Source organism: uncultured Fluviicola sp., assembly GCF_902168135.1.
Taxonomy (GTDB): domain Bacteria; phylum Bacteroidota; class Bacteroidia; order Flavobacteriales_D; family Crocinitomicaceae; genus Fluviicola.
In genome coordinates, this window is sequence record NZ_CABHOL010000012.1 from 47,778 (window position 1) to 67,295 (window position 19,518).

General features: G+C 42.4%; 16 protein-coding genes and 1 tRNA gene. 8 read left to right on the forward strand and 9 right to left on the reverse strand.

Features of this window, described 5'->3' with window-relative positions; genetic code table 11:
• Positions 1-147 precede the first annotated feature (147 nt).
• Positions 148-516, forward strand: coding sequence for a BlaI/MecI/CopY family transcriptional regulator (locus tag QZT69_RS02520; RefSeq protein WP_294670205.1), 369 nt, complete (start codon positions 148-150; stop codon positions 514-516).
• Positions 509-1,882 carry a TonB family protein gene (locus QZT69_RS02525; RefSeq protein WP_294670207.1) on the forward strand — a complete coding sequence of 458 codons (1,374 nt, stop codon included), beginning with the start codon at positions 509-511 and terminating at the stop codon, positions 1,880-1,882. The genes QZT69_RS02520 and QZT69_RS02525 overlap by 8 nt, the downstream gene beginning before the upstream one ends.
• Before the next feature lie 79 nt (positions 1,883-1,961).
• Here QZT69_RS02525 and QZT69_RS02530 read toward each other — a convergent pair whose 3' ends face one another.
• The 3 genes from QZT69_RS02530 to QZT69_RS02540 all read right to left on the reverse strand — a co-directional run bounded on the left by QZT69_RS02530 (position 1,962) and on the right by QZT69_RS02540 (position 4,086).
• A complete protein-coding gene (locus tag QZT69_RS02530) occupies positions 1,962-2,699 on the reverse strand; it encodes an SDR family oxidoreductase (protein WP_294670209.1) in 738 nt (245 codons plus the stop codon).
• Between the two features lie 78 nt (positions 2,700-2,777).
• A complete protein-coding gene (locus tag QZT69_RS02535) occupies positions 2,778-3,344 on the reverse strand; it encodes a Crp/Fnr family transcriptional regulator (protein ID WP_294670210.1) in 567 nt (188 codons plus the stop codon).
• A gap of 58 nt (positions 3,345-3,402) precedes the next feature.
• On the reverse strand, positions 3,403-4,086 hold the full coding sequence (locus tag QZT69_RS02540) for a hypothetical protein (RefSeq protein ID WP_294670324.1): 684 nt from the start codon (positions 4,084-4,086) through the stop codon (positions 3,403-3,405).
• Positions 4,087-4,472: 386 nt separating this feature from the next.
• Between QZT69_RS02540 and QZT69_RS02545 the strand changes: the two genes are divergently transcribed.
• Positions 4,473-4,883 (forward strand): 5-fold beta-flower protein, encoded by a 411-nt coding sequence (locus QZT69_RS02545; RefSeq protein WP_294670212.1) that lies wholly within the window; start codon positions 4,473-4,475, stop codon positions 4,881-4,883.
• A gap of 204 nt (positions 4,884-5,087) precedes the next feature.
• Positions 5,088-5,161: transfer RNA gene (locus QZT69_RS02550), tRNA-Ile, on the forward strand.
• 305 nt (positions 5,162-5,466) lie between these two features.
• On the opposite strand, the gene QZT69_RS02555 is transcribed toward QZT69_RS02550, so the two are convergent.
• The gene (locus QZT69_RS02555) at positions 5,467-6,531 is read right to left on the reverse strand and encodes a ChbG/HpnK family deacetylase (RefSeq protein WP_294670214.1); all 1,065 of its coding nucleotides are present in this window, start codon (positions 6,529-6,531) and stop codon (positions 5,467-5,469) included.
• 154 nt (positions 6,532-6,685) lie between these two features.
• On the reverse strand, positions 6,686-7,723 hold the full coding sequence (locus tag QZT69_RS02560) for a COX15/CtaA family protein (RefSeq protein WP_294670216.1): 1,038 nt from the start codon (positions 7,721-7,723) through the stop codon (positions 6,686-6,688).
• 268 nt (positions 7,724-7,991) lie between these two features.
• Here QZT69_RS02560 and QZT69_RS02565 point away from each other — a divergent pair, with 268 nt between their 5' ends.
• Together QZT69_RS02565 and QZT69_RS02570 are read left to right on the forward strand one after the other, a co-directional pair.
• Positions 7,992-8,396 (forward strand): hypothetical protein, encoded by a 405-nt coding sequence (locus tag QZT69_RS02565; protein ID WP_294670218.1) that lies wholly within the window; start codon positions 7,992-7,994, stop codon positions 8,394-8,396.
• A gap of 72 nt (positions 8,397-8,468) precedes the next feature.
• Positions 8,469-9,254 carry an NAD(P)-binding domain-containing protein gene (locus QZT69_RS02570; RefSeq protein ID WP_294670220.1) on the forward strand — a complete coding sequence of 262 codons (786 nt, stop codon included), beginning with the start codon at positions 8,469-8,471 and terminating at the stop codon, positions 9,252-9,254.
• 247 nt (positions 9,255-9,501) lie between these two features.
• Here the strand turns inward: QZT69_RS02570 and QZT69_RS02575 are convergent, their stop codons facing one another.
• The 3 genes from QZT69_RS02575 to QZT69_RS02585 all read right to left on the reverse strand — a co-directional run bounded on the left by QZT69_RS02575 (position 9,502) and on the right by QZT69_RS02585 (position 14,172).
• Positions 9,502-10,332 carry a DUF4412 domain-containing protein gene (locus QZT69_RS02575; RefSeq protein ID WP_294670221.1) on the reverse strand — a complete coding sequence of 277 codons (831 nt, stop codon included), beginning with the start codon at positions 10,330-10,332 and terminating at the stop codon, positions 9,502-9,504.
• A 93-nt stretch (positions 10,333-10,425) separates the two neighbouring features.
• Positions 10,426-11,151, reverse strand: a complete 726-nt coding sequence (locus tag QZT69_RS02580) for a LytTR family DNA-binding domain-containing protein (RefSeq protein ID WP_294670222.1) — start codon at positions 11,149-11,151, stop codon at positions 10,426-10,428.
• Between the two features lie 3 nt (positions 11,152-11,154).
• A complete protein-coding gene (locus tag QZT69_RS02585; RefSeq protein ID WP_294670224.1) occupies positions 11,155-14,172 on the reverse strand; it encodes a sensor histidine kinase in 3,018 nt (1,005 codons plus the stop codon).
• Between the two features lie 196 nt (positions 14,173-14,368).
• On the opposite strand from QZT69_RS02585, the gene QZT69_RS02590 reads away from it, so the two are divergent.
• Positions 14,369-17,053, forward strand: coding sequence for a PKD domain-containing protein (locus QZT69_RS02590; RefSeq protein WP_294670226.1), 2,685 nt, complete (start codon positions 14,369-14,371; stop codon positions 17,051-17,053).
• 203 nt (positions 17,054-17,256) lie between these two features.
• Here QZT69_RS02590 and QZT69_RS02595 read toward each other — a convergent pair whose 3' ends face one another.
• Positions 17,257-17,604 carry a group III truncated hemoglobin gene (locus tag QZT69_RS02595; protein ID WP_294670228.1) on the reverse strand — a complete coding sequence of 116 codons (348 nt, stop codon included), beginning with the start codon at positions 17,602-17,604 and terminating at the stop codon, positions 17,257-17,259.
• 314 nt (positions 17,605-17,918) lie between these two features.
• On the opposite strand from QZT69_RS02595, the gene QZT69_RS02600 reads away from it, so the two are divergent.
• Positions 17,919-19,493: a hypothetical protein gene (locus tag QZT69_RS02600; protein ID WP_294670230.1), complete on the forward strand. Its 1,575-nt coding sequence runs from the start codon at positions 17,919-17,921 to the stop codon at positions 19,491-19,493.
• The last annotated feature ends 25 nt before the right edge of the window (positions 19,494-19,518 follow it).

A 19,518-nucleotide genomic window follows, 5' to 3' on the forward strand; every position in this document is an offset into this window, starting at 1 on the left:
AGAGAATTGTCAGAAAAAAAATATTTTTTTTCTTAAAACCCTTAAAACCCCTTGGAAACAAAGAAAAACAGAAGTACAAATTAATTTTTAACATTTATATTTATAAATATAGTTGTGTAATTAAAAAAGTAATTATATCATTGCGGTATGAAAAAGGAATTGACACGCGCAGAAGAACAAATCATGCAGGCCATCTGGTCTATTGAAAAAGGATTTGCAAAAGATATCCATGAACAGCTGGAAGAGCCGCGACCGGCTTACAATACGGTGTTGACAGTAATTCGTGTTTTGGTACAAAAGGGCTTCGTGGAATACAAAACCTATGGGAAGTCTAATGAGTACTACCCGACGATCAGTAAAGAAGCCTATTCTGCGCAGCGTTTCCGGTCATTAAAGGAAAACTATTTCGGCAACTCGAATGCGAAACTGCTTTCCTTCTTTATGAAGGAGAACAACCTGGATCTGAATGATGTGAACGAATTACTTGAAATCATAAAAAAGGAGCGTCATGAATAATTACTTGTGGTATTTTTTTGAAGCAAACGTCGTAATCACTTTGTTATTCGGTGTTTTCAAGCTCACACAGCGCTTCCTTTCTTTCGGGTGGCAGCGGTTTTCCCTGCTTTCAATTCCTATTCTTTCCGGACTGGCTGTCTGGATTAAACATGCCAGTATCTCCGAATCATCGTGGAGCTACAACATTCCGGTTTTCGAGCTGGAGGAAGTAAGTATTACTGGTGCACAAGAACCAGCTGCAGTTCCTTTTGATTATATGATCTTACTGGAAATTGCTTATTGGCTCGGAGTCGGAGCGCTTTCCGTGTGGATGCTGATTAATATCTACCGGGTACTCAAGGTCTTTCTGAGAGCAAAATGCACCCAAGAAGAAGGATTTACATTGGTAGAACTCCCGAATGAAGCACCTTCCTCCTTCTTCCGGTTCATTCAATTACCTGCCGGGCTTTCGGAGTACGACCGGGAAATTATCTTCCAGCACGAGAAGATACATGCTCAAAAATACCATTCTGCAGACCGTTTATTCCTGGAAACCCTGCATTGCTTTTCCTGGTTTAATCCTGTTTTTCTGCTCTTGAAAAAAGAATTGGTCCATATCCACGAATTCGAAGTGGACAGGATCATGTACAACAAATACCGCGTCGGCTACATGGAATTCCTGCTGGCGTATTCCCTCGGAACTAGTTCATCCATATATTTATTCACCAATCAGTTTATGACAAAGCTCACGCTGATTAAACGCATTAAAATCATGAAAAAAACATCGAAAAGAGTGCTGATTACTGCACTTGCCCTGCCGCTTATCGCAGGAGGTTTTACGCTGATCTCATTTACTTCGCCTGACCAGGAGCCTACGAAGAAAAGCACCAAAAAAGAGACTCCGGCATCTAAATCTAAAACCACCAAAGAAGTCAAACCGGCTCCTAAAAAACAAGTAGTTCCTGATAAGAAAACAGAACAGGTTTCGAAAGAAGCAAGCAAAACAAAGGAGAAGGATATCTACTTCGTTATCCCGGACAAAGTTGAGAGCACTACAGAGATGCATAGTGCAGTACCCCAGGAAACGGAAGTTGACAAAATGCCTGAATATGTAGGCGGAATGGAAGCAATGACGAAGTACATGATCGCTAATGTACGTTACCCGGAATCAGCAGTCAAATCCAAAACCACCGGAAAAGTGATTGTTTCTTTTGTGGTTACGAAAGACGGTAAAGTAACAAAAGCGACTGTTAAACGCGGTGTCAGCAAAGAATTGGACGCTGAAGCACTTCGTGTAGTCTCTTCCATGCCGAATTGGATCCCGGGAGAGAAAGACGGTAAAAAAGTAGATGCGGAAATGATCCTTCCGGTTTCGTTTGCATTGTAAGAAAAAGAAACAAGATCTTAAATAATCAAAGCCAGTCCGGGATAGCGGACTGGCCTTTCAATTTGAATTTCCGAATAGATTACCAGGGAATTTCTCCGGTTTCAGGATTGGTTTCCTCGCTGAAAAAACAACCGGTTGGTCCGTTTTGATCCAGCAAAGCATATTTGACGATCCTGTTTCCTGCCATTTCGACTTCACCTCCGACGTGACCGGTAAAATCCGTTTTGGTATAGCCCGGGCAAACCGCGTTGATTTTAAGATTAGTATCCCGCAATTCATAAGCCAAATGAACGGTATACATATTCATGGCAGATTTGGAAGAAGCATAGACGGCATATTTGGCATAATCGTAAGCGGGCCAATCCGGATTGCTTTGCAAAGAAAGTGATCCCACACTCGTACTAACGTTCACTATTCTTGGTTCTTCTGATTTTAAGAGCAAATCCAGGAAAGCTTGTGTCACTCTTACAACTCCGTAAAGATTGACTTCCATGACACTTTTAAATTCGTCGACACCTGTGCCTCTTGCATTTTGTGGTATTATCCCACTAATTCCCGCATTATTCACCAGGATATCCAAACGACCTTGTTCCCGTTCAATTTGTTCCCTCGCTGCGCGAATAGTTCCGGGTTCCGTAACATCTATCTCAATTGCCTTTGCGTGTTCAAAGCCCTGATCGGTTAATTCCTTTACCGCTTTTCTTCCCTTTTCGATGTCGCGGCTTCCTAAATAAACGAACAGACCTTTTTGTAAAAGCTGTTTTGCGGTTTCCAATCCGATTCCTTTGTTTGCACCTGTAATTAAAACTGTTCTCATTTGTTGAAATTTAAATTTGTATGACACAAATTTGAGGGTTCAAAAAATGAAATGATTTACCATTTGGTAAAAAGTCAATCAGCGGATATTTTTTCGGATTCTGCTCAGAGATTGCTGGGTAACTCCAAGATAAGAAGCAATATGTGCCAATGGAACCCGGTTGACCAATGTGGGGTAGTTTTCCATGAATTCCAGGTAACGTGTCGTTGCATCTTGTGAAATAACCGGACCTTTTCGCGATTTAAGGTACATGCATTTTTGGACCATTTTGTTCTTTATGTTATCCCATCCCACGATTGTTTGGGAAAGTTCCTCCCAGTCCTTTTTCGAAAATACGATCAGTTCACAATTCGTTTCTGCCTGCAGGTATTCCGATGAAGCAGTGTTGGTTTCAAAGTTTACATAATCGACCGCCAGGTTGTTTTCGGGAATAAAGCAACGGGTAATTTCTTCTCCCCGATTGTTGTAATAACAGCCGCGCATAATTCCTTCCACCACGAAACCAACTTGTAAGGGGATCTTTCCCGCTTCCGAAAAGTACTGGTCTTTTTGAAGTACCAGTTCGGTCATTTTACTTTCTATCAACTCAATTTGCTGTTTATTCAACAGCCCAAATTGTAAACTGTATTCGATGAATGGGTTCATTTTTGCAAATTAGTTAAAATAAAGTCACCCGAATTTATCATTTGGTAAAAAACAGCACTTAACAAATCAACAGCAGCCTGCTCTGCCCGGATTTTTCCACAGGAGCACGATGAACACAAGGAAGCGACTGTCTTTCGGGATGTTCTGTTGCAATCTTCCACAAATGACCAAGCCCCAAACTAACCGGATTTGCTCCGGGTAGAGCTTCGTAATGCAGATCAAAAAAATGTTCGGTCAGGAATGCTCCGAATCCTTCTTCCGGTCCGTTATACAACTTTCGGAGCTCATCACGAATTTCCGGAATATGAACTTTCTGCTGAGCCTGAGAATTCGGTATGATTTCACTGGAGTCGCCATAATACGTGCACAAGAAAGTGTCGACAGGTATCGGCGAGTGGTCTACATGGAACGAATAAACATCCGTTGAAAAAAAGGAATCTTCATCGTCGCGGTCATAGTACCTGATCACGTTGAGGACCGGCGACGCACCGTGATCCCTAAGCAGTTTCAGATCAGCAATCAGGATTTCACGTGCAAGCTGTCCCTGCTCGCTCAGGTCAAGCTCCAAAAGGTCTTCTTCTTCGAGTGTTGTCATATTCCCGGTGAATACGACCCTGCTTGCGATCTCAGAAAAATCGCCGCTTAATTCCCGCTTCCAGCAAACCGCATTCATTGCTCCGTGAAAAGATGCAGAGACCAGGTCCGGAAAATTCGAAACGACCTGGATTTGGTTATTCTCCATCACAGGATGAAGGGGTTCTTGCCGGTTCTCATTCCTCCGTTTATTAGCTAGCTGATTCAATTCACGGAGTCGCTGCCTGTTCAACTCTTTAGCTGCTTGTTTCCTGTTTTTCTTCTGTCCCATTAATTTGGAATGAAGCTTTTTGTTTTCCGTGTTTTTCTGTTTCGCCACCCTGCAAAATTAGAACATTCAGGAATAATAACGCCCAAATTGAATCGTTCCTGTCATAGAAACAACGAATATATCCCCATTCGCCGCAGATATCAACCCGCAATCATCGAATGTGTCTTTTGTTCATTTTTGATCCCGGAATCATTTATTTTTATTGAAAGGAAATGCATTCTTTTGCGTTCTGAAGTTCTAAATGATATAAACTGAAATAACACATGATGAAAAAAGCAATTGTCATCCTGATGGTCCTGGGAAGCGCCGCGTGCGCCAAGGCACAAACCATTGAATCCGGAAGCCGCAGTACTATTGGGTACATCAAAAGCGACGGAACCATTGAAGACCGCAGTCATTCTACCAAGGGTTACATCAAAAGCGATGGCACCATTGAAGACAGAAGCCACAGTACGATCGGCTACATCAAAAGCGACGGAACGATCGAAAATAGGAGCCATTCTACGGTTGGTTACGTGAAAAAAGACGGAACGGTTGAAGACAGGAGCCACTCCACTTTGGGCTACATCAAAGACGACGGAACAGTGGAAGACAGAAGCCACAGCACTTTGGGCTATGCCCGGGGAATCAAGAAAGAATGGGCAGCAGTGGCTTATTTCTTTTTTAAGTTTTAGGAGGTTCCGGAAAAGTAAAAAAGGAGGGATTGATCAACCTTTGAAAGGGAAACTTCCCTCCTACTACTTGATGGTTTCCATAAATACCGGAAAAGAAAAAAATCGCGTAAAATGCACCCGGGATTGGGAAATTCGCCAGAAATACTATATTTGCAACCGGAAGCAGGAAGCGAAAAGATTTCTTTCACTTAAGCATGCTTTAAAGGTCCTATAGCTCAGTCGGTTAGAGCAACTGACTCATAATCAGTAGGTGCTTGGTTCGATCCCAAGTGGGACCACAAAAAGAAAAAAGCGAATTACGGTAGTAGTTCGCTTTTTTCTTTTGGTCCCTCAATACTCGCGCTCAAACTCACGCTATCTCTGCTTTTTTCTTTTTCAGTGTGAGCGTGAGTTTTGAGTGTGGAATCCCGGTTCGAAGTTTCAATTCTGTCTCCTCCCTCTGAGGGAGGATTAAGGAGGGTGGTGAACTCAAATCTTCCGAAAGCACTGATTTTATTTGGGTTTCTAAAATTTATTCCGGTTCGATTCAGGTTTGCTCGAAAGGTATTGTATTTCAGTTTTTGGCGGTTTATTCCCGTATCCTTTAAATTGTACTTAACTTTTGTGCGACGCATTCGTCCCAGCGGCCTTTCTCAATCTGGTTATCAGTATAGAGCCCGGAGAGTCTTCCATCCGTATTTTCCCACAATAAAGCATGGTATTCCACGGATCTGCCGTCAAAATAAGCCGTTGAAATTCCGTTGTAATGTTCCAGGTCGAATTTGTCAAAAGCCTGGTTTCTTTTGTGTTTCGGGAGTTTTACTGCCGATTTGTTCACTCCCCCCTCACGCACATGAAGCAGTACTTCTACGATTTGAGGAACACCGAGTTCGTCGTGGGTTTTGCGGATGTTTCTAAACACTTCCCGGAGTTTTTGCTGCCGATGTGCAATAAATTCGTCTGTTTTATAGGGATTGGCATCAATAATAGTGCGCCAAAGTGAATAATGAGAACTGTCTAAATAATGGGTTGACCGGTACTCCAGCTCGCGGGCTTCAAAATGTCCCAACTTACGCAAATCGTAGGCTTTCTGTGATTTTTCCAAATCCTCCTGACTGGCGCTTCGGGGACCGAAGTATTTGTAGTACAACAAGGCACTCCAGGCTGGCAATACACGCGGATTACGAATGGGCAGACCATATTCTTGCGCTACACGTACATATACCTCGGTATAATCCGGATAAAACCACAAGGCATCGTGGTGATTCGTCAGATGTGTCACCCTGCTCCAAATACGATCGTTGCTTTTTAAAATTTCGATTTGTGCTTTTAATTCCGTGTAAATAGCCGTGGGATTTGCTGAGCTTTTTGTGCTTTTGGCAGAAATAAAATGCCCGTCGAAAAGTATCTCGGATAAATTGGCTGTGCTGACCGGTTTACCTGAGGTAATGGTAAGATGTACACCAAGTTCCAGTTCCGGGTTCACGCCCTGAGCCTGGTCAAGCAGTTTTTCGGTTCGACGAATACTCTCTGCACCCTTTTCCCCATTGTTTGCAAGAACTTCTACCGAGTGGATAATGCGGTACTTTACCAATTGAATGATCCCGTTGTCGATGGAGTCATCTACACCGAAATCGTCAGCAGTCAGAATGATTTTTGAGTTTGCCATGAATAGTGTTATTGTGTTCGATCAAAAATGATTAATTATTCGGTAATTTCCTAATTTTCACAACTCTGTATTGTTCAACTTAATCACCTGTTAATCCCGGAGTCCAACAATTTGATTTCCGTTTTTTTGACAGCTGTATTTTTTCTGAAAGAAATTATCCACGCAAGCTGCTCTTTCCAAGCGGTTTGGACAAAGGACGCAGACGAATGAACTGCAAAAACAGGATCCCGAACAAAACCGTAGCACACAATAAATGAGATACTTGTACAAATCCGGGCATGTCCGCATAAGCTAATAAGACGCCGCCTACCAGTTCGATCACCAACACTAAAAATGCCCAGTAAACGGATTTTACTTTGTCGGTTTTGTAGTTCAGGAATACCAATAGCACCATCAATAACAAAACAGCCCAGGAGAATGAGCGATGAATGAAGAATGCCCATCCGAACTTGCTGGTCCAGGAATCTCTTCCCAATCCTTGCTGGGTTAACTGGTCAATGTACTCACGCACCTGTGTTCCAAGGAACATCTGGTACGCCGTGATTGCTAAAATAATCCCGATCAGCCATTTCATGGCAACAGGCAGGTTCAGGGTCTTTTGCTGCACCGGGCTGATCCTGCGGATGAGCATCAACTGCAGGCAAACCACCAAAAGTGCCAGGAACATATGGACAGTGATCGTCCAGGGAACCAGGTTTGTAGCCACGACTATGGAACCAAACCAGCCGTTTAAACCAATGGCAATGAGGTTGATGAATGAAAGCCAAACCAAACGACGGTCTTTCCGGTATTTCCAAAATCCCCAAAGAAAAATGATCAGCACCCCGTTTCCGGCCAGGAATCCAACCAGGCGGTTCCCGTATTCGGTCCAGGTACGCTGTGCGTTAAATGGCTCTTCTTCGTACGTTCTCGGATCTTTTTTGATCTTTTCAGCAGTTTCTTTCATTCCGAGCATAGTCAGGAATTTCGCGAACTTCTCCACTTTCGCCACGCGCTTTTCACCGTAAACCTCGCGGTAATTTGCAGGCAGCTGTGCTTCAGTTGTGGGCGGGACCCAGCTTCCGAAACATTTCGGCCAATCCGGGCAACCCATTCCGCTTCCGGAGGTACGAACTACGCTTCCGGCAATAATTACCAGGAAAATGAGTACCAGCGTGATCCAGTTTAATCTTATAAAAGCTTTTGAGAACATACGTATTGTTTGATGCCCAAAAATAGCTATAAATGCCCCTCGTAATTTATGACACAAGTCATTTTTTGACACCGACTCCGGAAAATACAGCTGTAAATTTCGCTTGTAATGCAGATTGTCGGAGAATTATCCATCTTCATCATTTTGTTTCCTCATCCTCATCCTCATCCTCATTCTCATTCTGCTCACTCATACCAGAATACGACAAATGCATTATTGCAGGATATGGATTTCTTCCTTTCCTTTGTTCTATCTAAATTATTACGCCATGAAACAGATCCTTTTAATCATCAGCCTGCTTTTCACCTCAATCATCACTTTTGCACAACTGAACATCTCTACGAATTATCGTCAGGATGGTGTTTGGAACGAAGAAACTTCCAAGTGGGACATCCTTTCTACGGACGAAGCCGGGACATTGTTTGAGTTTAACAAGGAATTGACGACTTTTCACCACACCACAGCAAGCATTTCATCGGATTATTTCATTACCAAGTACGACTACAATGACGAAGAAGTAAAGTACACGATGAACATCAAAAGCGATGTAGGAAATGAATACGAAATGATCATCGACGGCATCAACAACTGTGTTTGTTTCTTCTATTGGAGAGACAACAAATACTATTTGGTACGCCACACGATCAAGAATACCTGGATCAAAGAAAACTAGAGTTTAATCAATAAGATAATCAGTAGTGGTGAAAAATTTTTCACCACTACTAAATTAATGTACATTTAGCTCATGAAGATCGGAATAATCGGATTGGGATGGCTTGGACTTCCTCTGGCTAAATCACTATTGAATAAAGGTTTCCACGTCATCGGAACCACACGCTCACGCACCGTAGAGCTTTCGCACGAGCATTTTTCGCACGTTTTGTTTGATCCTTTGGTGAAAAAATACCAGAGCACTGTTTATTTCGGCGATCTGAATGTCCTGGTGCTCGCTTTTACTCCTTCCAGGACGGATGAAAAAGCCTATGCAAAAGATTGTGTCCGTATGCTTGATCTGATACCTCCTTCCTGCAAAGTCATTCAAATCAGTTCCACAAGCGTTTACCCGGAGCGAAACAGTATTTTTAGTGAACTTGATTACCCGGCAGGTTCGGTGAAAACCAACGCGATCGGTTATGCGGAATTGGCAATCAGTTCCATGCTGAGAGACCGATTAACGGTTATCCGTATGAGCGGATTAGTAGGCCCGAAAAGATACCCGGTCACCGCCATGGCCAAATCGGGGAAAACCTACCAGGCAATGGACCGTGTGAATTTAATTCACCTGGAAGACGCCATTGGTTTGACAGAACATGTCATACAGCAGAAACTATGGAATAAAACGATCAACGGGTGCGCCACGGAACATCCGTTCAAAGGGGCATTCTATACCGGAATGGCTTCCAGGCTGGGAATTAATCCGCCTTTGTTTGAAGACAGAATACGCTCCGAGCGGATTATTTCAAATCAACTTTCTATTGATCTCGGTTACAAATACATTTATCCGAACCCGGAAGATTTTCCTATTGCCTAATCCACAGAATGGTCTCTTTTTTCACCGCAAAGATTCCGAGAACGCTGAGGAGTATATGAGATTTTCTCCCTTTGCGGCAGAGTTTTTACACTTTAAAAGAATACTTTTTTATAATGCTTAACCCCTAAGCATTTAGAGTAAAGGCGGAAAATCAATACGTTTTTGGCTCCATGAGCTTCGAAAAAACTTTGCGACTCCGCGCTCTTAGCGGTTTATTAAAAAATGTAATTCTTTGTTTTGAAATCTACTACAACTTCGTGATCTTGTAAGAACCGATGTTTACAGTTTTGGATTCTTTTGAAAGCGCTGTCATCAGCATGTGCACTTCCATTTTTCCCGCAGTATCATAACCGGTCATTTCCATCAGCATACCTCCTTCCGTAAACGCTTCGTTCGGAATTTGGGAAGGGGATGTTTTGTTCATATTTGCGAAAGTGTTGCTTACATCAATTCCAGCATCTTTAGTGATCCAGACCTCAGTTTTCTTATCTGTCTCTATCAGCATTTCTTCACACTTGTATCCCAAAATAGTTTTGGTTCTTCCGGTTTTCGTGATTTTCGCTGCCGGTTTATTTCCCTGGTTCATCTGCTGTTGTTTCATTGCAGCTTCCATGGCTTTAGTCGACATCACCATTGCGGTTTTCTCTTTGTTGTTCAACAGGATCATCACCCCGTTCTTAGAATCGATGATCGAAGACATATCCGGAGTTGCGGCCATTTTGATCACCTGGTCTCCGAAATCATAATCAATTACCTGGGATTCACCGGGATTTTTAGCGCTTTCTATCTTGTAGGAAACACTGCTTGTAAATGTATAAGATGCCTGGTAATCACCGGATGGTTCCGTTTCAGCCGGTGAAGCAGATTCTGCAGGTGCTGAGGCAGGTGCCGGTGCCGCTTCGCCGGACTTTTGCACATCCATCAGGTTACCGCGTTCCTTGTTATTTCTGGTTGTATTAAAATCCTGGGCATTTGCTTTTTCTTTGGCAGTATTCCCGATGGACTTTACCAATCCCTGCTGTCCGAAACCAACGGAAGCTAAACAAGATACGATTAACGCTAGTAGAAGTGCTTTCATAAGATCATTATTATCCGTCAAATGTAATTAAACACGCGGAACAGGATATCTAAAAATTTGTGGTTCTTTCCTTTCAGTGAGTAATTTCCCGAATCAGTTGATTCCTAAAACTTCCAGCAGTTCCATTTTCTTACTTCTGGACACACCGATTTCTTCCTGGTTGGACAAGATTACAGAACCTCCTTCTCCCCGGATGTATTTCACCACCTGGTTCAGGTTCACTAAATGGGAATTGTGCAAACGAAAAAAGAAAGGGAAATCAACCAGTTGTTTTTCGATTTCCTTCAGGGTTTTCGAAACAGTGATCTTGCGCTGGTGAAGGACGATGGTTGTATAATTGCCATCTGATTCACAACGGATGATTTGGTCAACTTCGATGAGCTCTACCCCATTCAGCGATGAAATCGGAATTTTAGGTTTTAAGCCCATTCCGTTCAATCCCATAGATTTTCCTTCCGTGCGCTTCTTTTTTACTCGTTGAACACTTTCCACCAGGTCTTCTGCATCGATGGGTTTTACCAGGTAATGGACAGCTCCCTGTTTAAAGCCTTCCAATGCGTATTCGTCATAAGCAGTAGTGAAAATCACATCCGCTTCTTTGTAGGTCAATACGTTCAATAATTCAAAGCCGTTCATCTTAGGCATTGATATATCAAGAAAGAGCAGGTCCGGCTCTTCGGTATTAATTACTTCGACTGCGTCGATCGGATTTTGCAATTCTGCAATCACCTCTACATCAGGGCAAAACTTTCGAATTAATATAGCAGTAGTTTCTAAACTGTGCCTTTCATCATCTACAATAATTGCACGTAATTTCATATTCTAGTTTGGAGTTTCAAAGTACAAGGTAACTAAAGTTCCGATTGCCCGACCATTTTCGTCAATTAAATCTTCAATTTCAAATTCGTTCTGTTTCTTCGTTCGTAAAGTCAGTGAGCGCAATCTATCCTTCGTAATCTGAAGACCGACGCTTCCTTCTTTCAGCGAACGTTTACGGTTGTTTTCTTTGGCCTTCTCTCTTCCTATACCATTATCCTGCACCATTACGTACAATCCGCTGTGTTGTTTCTGGAAGGAGACCCGAATTTTCCCGCCTTCTTCGGTCCTTGGCATCAGGCCGTGCCAAATCGCGTTTTCAATAAAAGGCTGGATGATCATTGGCGGAATCTGGCAATCCAACACCTCCTGTCCGTCGATCTGGAGGTCAAAATCAAAATCCTGGTCGAATCGCAGACGTTCAAATTCCAGGTATAATTTCAGGGATTGGATTTCATCATAAACCGTGATCATATCCTGGCGTGAGTAATTCAGGATCATACGCAGCAATTTGGAAAACTTAGCAATGTAATCAGCCGCATTATCTACCTCATCTTTCAAAATAAACAAGCGGATCGAATTCAAACTATTGAACAGGAAATGCGGGTTCATTTGAGCTCTAAGCGCTCTGGACTCCAGTTCGTTGATCTGAAGGCTGAATTCCGCTTTCATCTGCTCGGTGCTTTGGATGCGTTTAATACGCGAACGCATGAAGAACCAGATACTAAAAGCAATAACCAGGGAAGCCAGGGTAATGAACCACCAGCGCCTCCAGAACGGTTTGGTGATTTTGAATGAATAGGAAGTAATTGTGGATTCATCTCCCTCCGCAACCTGTACCTGGAAAATATACTTCCCACTGGGAAGATTGTGGTAAAGTGCTTCGTTCTTTTGATTCCCGTTGATCCATTTATTATCCAGTCCAAGCATGCGGTAACTCACCAGGTTATTCTCCGCATTTGAAAAATCCCGGATCCCGAATTCGAAAACAAGGTTATTCTGATCATAATCATACTTAAACTTATCTGTAGAGAACCTGCTCATTCCGTTCATATCCCGGACCTGCATGATATAAGGGACCGCTTTTTTGCGAACTGGCAGCTGCTTGGAAAACTCACCGACGATGTAGGAATTTGACTGCAGGAAATAAATTGAATCCGGAGTTATATTTATACTGAATATATCGTTAACCCCGTTCCGTTTTTCCAGGCTCTGAACTTTTCCGGAAATGGTATTCACGATGGCTATGCAAGACGGATTCAATATCCACAGCCTGTTTGAATGGTCGAGAACCAACTGGTTTACCTCATCATTCTGCAAACCGTTGAAAGACGTAAATTTGTTCTGAAGTTTTTTGGTCTTAAGGTCATAACACCAAACACCACTTGCACGCGTCCCGATCCATAACTTTTTTTGGGGACAGATTGCCAGACAAGTAATCTGGTCGGTATTTTCGTGGTTAAACAATTTTATACGCTCCAGTTGCCTTGATTGAATATGGTAACGGTACAATTGCTCATTTTCAGAAAAATAGACCGAATTGCCCTGGTTAACCATTGTGAGCGGAAAATGTTCCCGGGTCTCATCCCGTTTGCTCTTTGTGGAAATGGAATAGATTCGGCTGAATGAGAAGTCGGAAAGCCGGTAACAAAGCAAACTGGCATCCAGGGTACCGATAAACAATAACGAATCCCCGACTAGCAGCGAATTCTGAAAACGCTTATCAATGGATTGATGGTCAGGATAGAGCATTTTTTTCGCTATCCGGTATTGCGGATCAATACGCAAAAGACCGTTTGCCCCTACTACCACCATGCTTCCGTCTGCGAGGTAATAGAACGATTTCACATCAACCAAACCATCCAACCGCAGCATTTCAGGACCATTACCCAATATACGTTTTAAAGTGGTAAACGAACCGTCTAAAAGCTGGTAACCATTCTTTTTATCCGGCGAATAGCGTACCGCATGCAATTGCATATCGGTTTTGATCTTTGTGCCATAAATCAATGATTCGTCATGCACAAAAAGTCCGGCATTGGAACTTGCAATTGCCAGTTGAGAACCGAATTTGGTAATGTGAAAAGGCATCACAGCGCTTCTTTCCGATTCTTCGTATCGCACAAATTCTTTCTTGCTGGTGTCGAAAAGTATGATCTCTTTATTCAAAATGCACAGATAAAGATACCTTGGGTCGCGCCATTCGATGGATGAAATTTCCTGGTATTTCAAATCGTCTATAGAGATCGGAAAAGATTTGAACAAGCCCTGGTATTGGTCAAAATACAGCAAACCTCCCTTTCTTAATCCGATAAACAAATTCCCTTTACTATCCTGGACGGCACAGGTCATATCATTCCGGTAACTGAAGGTCGACCCGGGATTGATATCGGTGGAACGTTTGAACTTAAAGGATTTCCATTGGCGTTTCCTTATCTCAAACTTGTATAAACCGTCCATTGCACAAATCCATAATTTATCAGGATCCAATCGGTCGGGCACAATTTCATTTAAACCTGTGACTTTTTCGTCCGTTGGGTAGAATGAAAAACGCCGGGTTTTCTTCTTTTTCGGGTCAAAAGAATAGAGTTTCCCCTCAACGGAAGTATACCAGATCGTTTTGTTTAAAATGGTCAAAGCACTGATACGGTTACTCCCGAAGTATGGAATATTGCGTTTGTTGTAATTGGAAATGCGGAATGTCTCCGTTTCAATGGCTATCAATCCTTTGTTATAGGTAAAAGCCCAGATCGTTTTATCACCGTCAAAAACCAACCCCTGGATGTCGTTCGATGCGATGGAAAGGGAATCCACAGGATCGTGTTTGAAGTGAATGAAACGCTGCCCGTCAAATCGTTCGATACCTTTTGGAGTCGCCAGCCAGATGAATCCTTTTTGGTCATAGGCAACATCCCTGATCTCATTCGAAATCAATCCGTTCTCTTTGGAATACTGGATCAGGCCCCTCTGAGCGAAAAGAGAGAGATTTAACAGTGAAAAAAGCAACCAAAGCCGGAATTTCATGTCACCAATTTCGAAACTATATTTTAAATAACGTTCGTTTTTGGATAAGAATATTATCTGTTTACTTTTCGATTGGCATGAACTTTGATTAAAATTATCCCGTTAACATGATAAATTAAACCGTTTAATCAATAGAGGCACAAACTTTTAACGATTAAAAAAAAATTACTGAATTTTATACTGCTTTTCTCCGCTTATGTGTAAAAACCTCATACTGTTATTCCTGATTTTCTGGTCGATTCCGTCCCAGGCATCACACATTGTGGGAGGCGAAATTTATTACGACTACCTGGGCAACAATAATTATCGTTTCTACATAGCACTTTACCGTGATTGCGCTTCTACCGGTGCCTCTTATGATTCTCCCATGCCATTGAGTGTTTTTACGGGTACGGGAATCCGGATATCGGATGAGAATGTTACTTTCCCCGGAAGCACTGTTCTTCCAATCATATTCAACAATCCCTGTATTACAGCTCCGAGCGGTATTTGTACCGAAAGAGCCATTTATACCGTAATCCTGAATTTACCGCCTTCCGTGAGCGGATATATTGTGGCTTACCAGCGTTGCTGCCGCGGGCCTAATATCACGAACCTGGTGAGTCCGGACGATACCGGTTTAACGATCAAGGCAATCATTCCTCCGGGAGGTCAAAACCAGTACATCAACAGTTCTGCACGTTTCGTAAACTACCCGCCATTGGTTATCTGTAATAATGAGAACCTGAACTTCGACCACAGTGCGACGGATCCCGACGGAGACAGTTTGTCTTATGAATTGGTAACACCGCATGCCGGCGCAAACTCCTTGAACCCGGCTCCGAATCCTATTCCCAATCCTCCATACCCGGATGTAGTCTGGGGAGGTTCTTTCAACCAGGCAGTTCCGCTTGGCCCGGGCTCAACTACAACTATCAACCCGGTAACGGGACAATTGTTTGTAGATGCGAACAACCTGGGACTTTACGTTGTCGGAATCCGGGTGAATGAATGGAGAGACGGGGTTTTGATCAGTTACGTAACCAGGGATTTCCTCTTTCGTGTTGTAAACTGTAATGTACAGCTTTCTGCAATTGTAACGGAACAGGAAGATACCCCCGGATTTATTTCTTATTGCCAGGGATTGAGCTTTACCTTCGAAAATCAAAGTTTCGGGGCATCCAGCTATTATTGGGATTTTGGTGTTAGCGGAATTACAACGGACAATAGTACGGCTTTTGAACCTACTTATCTTTTCCCACAGCCGGGAACTTATAATGTCATGCTGGTTGCAAATCCCGGATGGCCTTGTACCGACACTACTTATATGGAATTGATCCTTCAAAATCCTTTCGAAGTCGATTTTACGTTTGCTGATTCTACCTGTTTTATAGATAATACACTTGATTTCCAAAGCCAGATCATCAACGGTCCGCCTGCAACGCAATTCAGCTGGGATTTCGGCCCGAATGCCACCCCGGGAACATCTACGGCTGCAACCGTGAATAATGTCGCATTCAGTTCGTCGACCGGGAATGTTGTAACCCTGATCGGGACATACGATGTTTGTGCGGATACTGTTTCGAAGCCTATTTTCTTCTACGACAAGCCGGATCCGCAGGTCGGGTTCCAAACAAATCATGAGTGTATCGGGTATACACAGACCTTTGCCAACAATTCAACCGGGGCCATGTTGAACTATTCCTGGGATTTTGGTGTTCCGGGAATCACAACAGATGTCAGTACGGCAGTTTCGCCAACATATACTTTCCCTGCAGAAGGTACCTACCCGATTACTTTAATTGCTAGCAGCGGACCAAACTGCTCCGATACGATGGTCCAAAACATTACGATCTACGAACCGTTGAATGTTTCGTTTACACACAATGATTCCCTTTGCGTAACTAATAATAGTTTCAATTTTGTGGGGAACGTTACCGGCCCGTCAATCACCCAATATTCCTGGGATTTCGGAAGTCACGCGAATCCGTCCAATGCAACAAGTCTGAATGTAAATAATGTGGTTTATGATACCTCGGGAAGTTACCCGGTAACTCTAACTGCAAGCTTTCTGAATTGTTCGGAAAGCGCTGAATCAAGCGTATTCATTTTCTCTGTTCCAACGGTTGGATTTACGATCAGTGATGAGTTAAAGTGTGAACCTTATCCTGCTCAATTCATCAATTTGAGCCAATACGAAGCACCGTTGCTGTATTCCTGGACATTTGGTGACGGCGGTACCAGCACTGAAGAAAATCCGCTGTATATTTACTATAACGCGGGAACTTATTCGGTCGAACTGACAGTCATATCAACCGTTGGCTGTGTGGACACCTTTGTGCTTTTGCAACAGGATCTGGTTACCATTCACCCGAAACCGGTAGCAGATTTCTCAGTAGATAAAACAGAAACCACTATTTGTGATTCGCAAGTACAGTTTACGGATTTATCACAGGGAGCAACCCATATTTCTTATTTCTTCAACGAATTTAACTCCGGAAGTACAGATCCGAATCCGGTACACACTTATTTTTCGGATGGAATGCATTACCCGACTCAGATTGTATTCAATCAATTCGGCTGCAGCGATACCACTTTCCGAAGCATTGCTATTGAACCTTTCGTGGTTTATGTTCCGAATACCTTTACCCCTGATGGAAATGAGCACAACAATGATTTCTATCCGAAAATGGGATTAGAACCTGTTGAATGGGATATGAAAATATTCAACCGCTGGGGAGAAGAAGTTTATCGCTCTACTGATTACCGGGAGCGCTGGGACGGAACGTTTGCCGGAATTCCATGTAAGGACGATATTTACAGTTATGTGATTACATATACTTCCTGCGCACCTTATGCAAACGCTGAAGTGATCACAGGACATGTAACGCTATTGCGTTAATTGAGAATTGTAAAATTGAAAAGTTTTAGAATAATCAGTAAGTAGAACAATTTACTTTCCTTGAAAGAATAATTCCCGTTTCAATTATCCATGCGCCTACGCTGACCTTGCTCCACCATCTGCGTGCCGCTGAAGCTTTAGCAGAGGCGCAAGCGGTTACGCAAAGGTGAAGAGCTTTAGCGCAAGCGTTTTTAAATTTTCAATTATTTAAGAAATTTCGTTTTCATCGTCCAGGCAATGAGCGTGGAGCGCTGTTTTGCCAATTCGGCTTTTTCCCCGACAAAGAACTGATCCACTGTTTCATGGAATAATTTCAGCCAGCGGTCAAAGGATGCTTCATCCAGGTTCAGGCTCGCATGCTTTTCCATCATATTGGCACTGTAACCGGCTTCGTCCAGCAAAATAAAACTCCAAAACTGCACCACCCGGGGTAAATGTTCCTTCAGGTTAAGATGGGTAAAAAAATGAGAAACCAGTTCATCCTTTACCAGTTTTTGGTAGAAAACATCTATTAGTAATTCGACATCTGCTTTTGTTTCGATCTCTTTCATAGTTCAAAAGTAACGCTCTTCGGAAGAAGAAAATCTGATAAAAATCAGTTTATCTGCAGATGACATTTCGAAGAAAAGATTCTTCGTCTTCATTTTTTTTTCAAAAACCTTGTTTACCTTTTTGAAATCCGGACATTACCTGATAATTATCCATACTTCGTAGTTTTTTAGTTTAGTTTTTTTAGCTGCCACCCAAATCTAAAACCCAAAACAAAAAGCATCCGTCAATTGACGGATGCTTTTTGTATCTAAAGGGCTAAAATGTTACCTTTTTCTATTTTCTACATTATAGCATGGAACCTAAAAAAGAACTTATGAAACCTTTTATTCTTATTCCGATCATTTTTATAGCTCAAATAGGTTGGTCTCAAACCGATCACAAACAACAAGAAGTCGTAAAAGTTGAAGCAAAAGAGAAAAATTGCATCGAAATTCCCAGTTCATTCTCTCATGAGACCATTTACGAATCCAAATCATTGGGTCAACTTCAATCAAAAAAGATAACGCGTGTCGAATTGATTTACACCCGGTTTAAGGAAAACCCGGATTTTGACCAGGTCCAATTAAATGAAGACCGGATGTACCGGCTACAACAATTACTGCCAAGGTTAAAAACTGATCATCCTGAAATTATTTGGATTGAACAAACCGGAGCAGAAACGCGTGTAGAGGCTGCGAATTATTTTCATGGTTTCCGTTTATACACCGGAGGAGAATCTACAAAGAATGCTTTTGCCCGAGTTTCGAGAGAAGATAAATCAAATCCTTCAAGCATGTTCACTATCGACAATTCCCTGGGTGGAACATTCTCACATCCCAGCGGAACACAAATTCATATTCCTGCAGATGCAGTTGTTTATGAAGACGGTAAAAAGGTGATTGGATCTTATACCTTTAGCTATCGGGAATACAAGGATCCTGCAGAAATGGCGTTCTCCGGAATTCCAATGACTTACAGTGATAAGACGGGAAATTATCAATTCAATTCAGCCGGCATGTATGAAATACGTGGAACAAAAGAGGGAAAATCCCTCAAACTGCAAAAAGATGTGGCTGTTGATTTCAATTGCACGAAAAAGGAAGCAGGTATCAATTTCTACCAGATGGACGACAAGTCCGGTGAATGGGCCGTTCTAAACAAGGATTTGTTTAATCTGGGTAATCATGCAAATCCGGTTGAGAACGGAGTTGTTAATAAGAATCGGATTAAGAGAGACTCAAATCCGGAAGATGAAACCAGGCTGTCTTGGACAAAAACCAAACCTTACTCAACGATTACGCTACGTGAAGATACCCGGAAAGCTTATCGCAATTTGATAAAAAAGGAACCACAAAAAATTCAAGAAAGTGTTGCACAGGATCTTTCAGATAATTACGAATTGAAAGTACGTCCGGAATATGTGGAAGCTTTGGTCCAACTGATCCTTGATGAAACCAACAGGATGGAATGGGATAACAATGCTATTGAAGGCGATCAAAACAACACTCTTTTAGGAGGATCCGACAAAGGACATCAATATCCGAATTTAGTCAGAGGACTGAATTCTCCGGCCTTCGGAGTCTACAACTGTGACCAGATCTACCGGGTTCAAAACCAGGTAGCTATCTCTCCGAAATACCTGGATGCATCGACTAAAAAGCAAATCAAGAATCAAGATATTGTTTGTTTGATCGACAAGGACATCAACGCTTCGTTTAGTTTTGATCCGAACCAGATTACATGCAATTCCAAGGGAAAAAATATTTTCCTGTTGTTTACCGAAACCGGGGAAATCTATGCCTTTCAATCAACCGTAGATTTCACGAAAAAAGAACCTGTTTTACAAATGGAAAAAATCACTGATAGAATTAAATCATCAGATGATTTGAAAAACTATCTTCAAATCTGATCTTCCCGGAGTATTAAAAAAGGGT

Bases quoted from the DNA above. Each gene is read 5' to 3' on its own strand.
- QZT69_RS02520 (WP_294670205.1), top strand. From the start codon at position 148: ATGAAAAAGGAATTGACACGCGCAGAAGAACAAATCATGCAGGCCATC.
- QZT69_RS02525 (WP_294670207.1), top strand. From the start codon at position 509: ATGAATAATTACTTGTGGTATTTTTTTGAAGCAAACGTCGTAATCACT.
- QZT69_RS02530 (WP_294670209.1), bottom strand. From the start codon at position 2,699: ATGAGAACAGTTTTAATTACAGGTGCAAACAAAGGAATCGGATTGGAA.
- QZT69_RS02535 (WP_294670210.1), bottom strand. From the start codon at position 3,344: ATGAACCCATTCATCGAATACAGTTTACAATTTGGGCTGTTGAATAAA.
- QZT69_RS02540 (WP_294670324.1), bottom strand. From the start codon at position 4,086: ATGGAGAATAACCAAATCCAGGTCGTTTCGAATTTTCCGGACCTGGTC.
- QZT69_RS02545 (WP_294670212.1), top strand. From the start codon at position 4,473: ATGATGAAAAAAGCAATTGTCATCCTGATGGTCCTGGGAAGCGCCGCG.
- QZT69_RS02555 (WP_294670214.1), bottom strand. From the start codon at position 6,531: ATGGCAAACTCAAAAATCATTCTGACTGCTGACGATTTCGGTGTAGAT.
- QZT69_RS02560 (WP_294670216.1), bottom strand. From the start codon at position 7,723: ATGTTCTCAAAAGCTTTTATAAGATTAAACTGGATCACGCTGGTACTC.
- QZT69_RS02565 (WP_294670218.1), top strand. From the start codon at position 7,992: ATGAAACAGATCCTTTTAATCATCAGCCTGCTTTTCACCTCAATCATC.
- QZT69_RS02570 (WP_294670220.1), top strand. From the start codon at position 8,469: ATGAAGATCGGAATAATCGGATTGGGATGGCTTGGACTTCCTCTGGCT.
- QZT69_RS02575 (WP_294670221.1), bottom strand. From the start codon at position 10,332: ATGAAAGCACTTCTACTAGCGTTAATCGTATCTTGTTTAGCTTCCGTT.
- QZT69_RS02580 (WP_294670222.1), bottom strand. From the start codon at position 11,151: ATGAAATTACGTGCAATTATTGTAGATGATGAAAGGCACAGTTTAGAA.
- QZT69_RS02585 (WP_294670224.1), bottom strand. From the start codon at position 14,172: ATGAAATTCCGGCTTTGGTTGCTTTTTTCACTGTTAAATCTCTCTCTT.
- QZT69_RS02590 (WP_294670226.1), top strand. From the start codon at position 14,369: ATGTGTAAAAACCTCATACTGTTATTCCTGATTTTCTGGTCGATTCCG.
- QZT69_RS02595 (WP_294670228.1), bottom strand. From the start codon at position 17,604: ATGAAAGAGATCGAAACAAAAGCAGATGTCGAATTACTAATAGATGTT.
- QZT69_RS02600 (WP_294670230.1), top strand. From the start codon at position 17,919: ATGAAACCTTTTATTCTTATTCCGATCATTTTTATAGCTCAAATAGGT.